The 2,949-nt window shown below is 71.6% G+C and carries 1 protein-coding gene; it reads right to left on the bottom strand.

The genetic code is table 11. The annotated features are described in order from the left end of the window. Positions 1-2,949, bottom strand: a 2,949-nt coding sequence (locus HC028_RS26735) for a condensation domain-containing protein (protein ID WP_240940806.1), incomplete at both ends; no start/stop codon positions are given.

Genomic DNA, 2,949 nt, shown 5'->3' with positions numbered 1-2,949 from the left:
GCCCAACCAGATACCGCGCCAACCGGTTCGCCCGCGCGTCGACCTCGGCGAAGCTCAGCACGGTCTCCCCGTACACCAGGGCCGGCGCGTCCGGAGTGCGCGCCACCTGGGCCTCGATCAGCTCGGGCAGCGTCGCGGGCGCGACCGCACGCGCGGTGTCGTTCCACCCCACCAGCGCCCGCACCCGCTCCACACTGGTCAGGACGTCGACGTCGCCGACGAGCGCCGTACGGTTCCGTGCGACGGCACCCAACGCGTGCACGAGGTGCGACGCCATCCGCTCGACCGTGGCCGCGTCGAACAGCGCCGGGTCGTATCCGAGCTCGACCGACAGCCGCCGCCCCGGAGACACCACCGCGATCAGCGGATAGTTGGTCGTCTCGAGGGCTTGCAGGTCGCGCAGGCGCAGGCCATGCGCTGCCGCGGCCTCGTCGTTGATCGGGTAGTTCTCGAAGACGACCGCGCTGTCGAACAGGTTGGCCCCGGCGGGTAGGTCCGTCCACGTCTGGAGCTGGGCCAGCGAGACGAAGTCGTACTTGCGCGCCTCGGCCTGGGCCGACTGCAGCTGCTGCAGCCAGCCGACCATGTCCGCGCCGTCGTCGACCGTGACGCGTACTGGCAAGGTGTTGATGAAGATGCCGGTGATCGCGTCGGCGCCGGGTAGGTCGGCCGGACGGCCGGAGACCGTGGCGCCGAAGCAGACGTCCCGCTGGCCGCTGTAGCGCGACAGCAACAGGGCCCAGATCCCCTGGACGACCGCGTTGAGCGTCAGCCGGTGGCGCTTGGCGAACTCGTCCAACCGGCCCGTGTCCGCCTCGCCGAGGTCGACCGACAGCCACTCGGCCGAGCGGGCCGCGTGCTCCCGGGCGGGTACCCGGTCGAACGCCAGCGGGGTGGGCGAGGAGAAGCCCGCCAGTACCCGTCGCCAGTACTCTTCGGCCTCCCGCTGGTCCCGCTCGCCGAGCCAGCGCAGGTAGTCGCGGAACGGCCGTCGACTGCCCGGCTCGGGCTGGCGGCCGTCGGCGAGCGCGGCATGGGCGGCGAAGACATCGGTGAGGACTCCGAAGACGCTCCAGCCGTCGAGCAACACGTGGTGGAACGTCCAGACCACCTGGACCTCGGTCTCGGACAGGCGGGCCAGGGCCAGTCGCATCAGCGGCGCCGTCGCCAGGTCGAGACCTTCGGCCCGGTCGCGGGCGAGCAGCCGGCGCAGCTCCTCGGGCCGCTCCGCCTCGGGCAGATCGCTCCAGTCCAGGTACGCGATGGGCACGCTGACCTCGCGCTGCACCACCTGCAGCGGATCGGCCACCTCTTCCCACACCATGCGGCTGCGCAGGACGGGGGTCCGGTCGACGACGTGCTGCCACGCGGCCCCGAGGACCTCCGGATCGGGTACGCCGTCGAGCACGAACGTCGCCTGCTCGAAGTAGACCGCCTGCTCACCCCCGGACAGGGTGTGGAAGACCATGCCGGCCTGCATCGGGGTGAGCGAGTAGATGTCCTCGACGTCGCGGCCGTCGCCGACGATCCGGTCGACGCCGGCCTGGTCGAGCCGGGCGAGGGGGAAGTCCGAGGGGGTACAGCCGCCGGCGCCCGGCTGCGCGCAGTGGGCGATGATCTCGCGCAGCGCGGTCAGCATCTGCTCGGCGAGGGCGCCGATCGTGCTCGCGTGGTGCAGGTTCTCCGAGTACGACCAGGTGAACTCCAGGCACCTGCGCTCGACCCGGCCGACGACGTCGAGGACGTGGGCGCGGGCGGCAGCGGGGTCCACGTCCCCGTCCAGACCGCCGATGGTGGCGTGGACGAGCCCGTCCGTACCTGCCGGCCGATCGAACTGGCCGAGGTAGTTGAAGCTGACCTGCGACTGCTTCGCGAGTCCGCTCGCTTCGGTCAGGTACCGCAGCGCGCCGTAGCCGATGCCCCGGCGCGGCAACGCCCGAAGCTGCTCCTTGACCGCCTTGAGCGCCACGCCCCAATCGCCGCCCGGGACGCCGAGCGCCACCGGGAACATGCTCGTGAACCAACCCACCGTGCGGGACAGGTCCACGCCCCCGAACAGCTCCTCCTCCCGGCCGTGGCCCTCCAGGTCGACCAGCACCCGATCCCTGCCGGCCCACTCACCCAGCACCCGAACCAGCGCCGCCAGCAGCACGTCGTTGACCCGCGTGCGGTACACCCCCGGCACGTCCTGCAACAACGCCCGCGTCTCCGCGGCATTCAGCCTGATGGTCATCGACCGCTCGGAGGCCACCGTGTTCGGTCCGGCGCCGTCGACCGGCACCGAACCGTCACCGGCGACCCGGGACCAGTACCCAAGCTCGTCATCGAACCCACCGCCGGACGCGTGCCCGGCCAGCCGCTGCGCCCACTCCTTGAACGACGTCGTCTTCAGGCCGAGGTGCACGGGCTCGCCGCGGGATACCTGCCGGTACGCGGTCCCGAGGTCTTCAAGCAGGATCCGCCACGACACCCCGTCCACCACCAGGTGGTGCACCGCCACGAACAGCACCGGACGCAGCCCGGCGCCCCGCTCGAACAGCACCGCCTGCAGCAGCGGACCACGCCCGAGATCGAAGCTCGCGTGGACCTCGTCGACCACTTTCCGCATGACCGCCGGCTGCTCGTCGACGACCACCCCGGACGCGTCGTGTTCGCGCAGCACGTCGGCCAGCTCGACCGGCGCGTTGACCTGCCGCCAGCCACCACCTGTGCGTTCAAACCGCATCCGCAGCGCATCGTGGTGGGCCAGCAGCGCTTCCAGGGCCGCGCGCACCGCGACGATGTCGACTCCGTCAATCAGCTCCACCATCAACGACTGGTCGAACCGCTCCGCCGACCCCGGCACGACCTCGAACAGCCAGTGCTGGATCGGTGTCAACGGCGCCTCGCCGACCACCGGCCCCTGGTCGGTCGTGTCCGGGACGGCCTGTGCCGCGGCCTCCCCGACGT

Origin of the sequence: Planosporangium flavigriseum (genome assembly GCF_011947225.1) — a bacterium.
Classification (GTDB): Bacteria; Actinomycetota; Actinomycetes; order Mycobacteriales; family Micromonosporaceae; genus Planosporangium; species Planosporangium flavigriseum.
The sequence above is the reverse complement of the archived record's forward strand: the minus strand, read 5'-3'. Positions and strand labels throughout refer to the sequence as shown.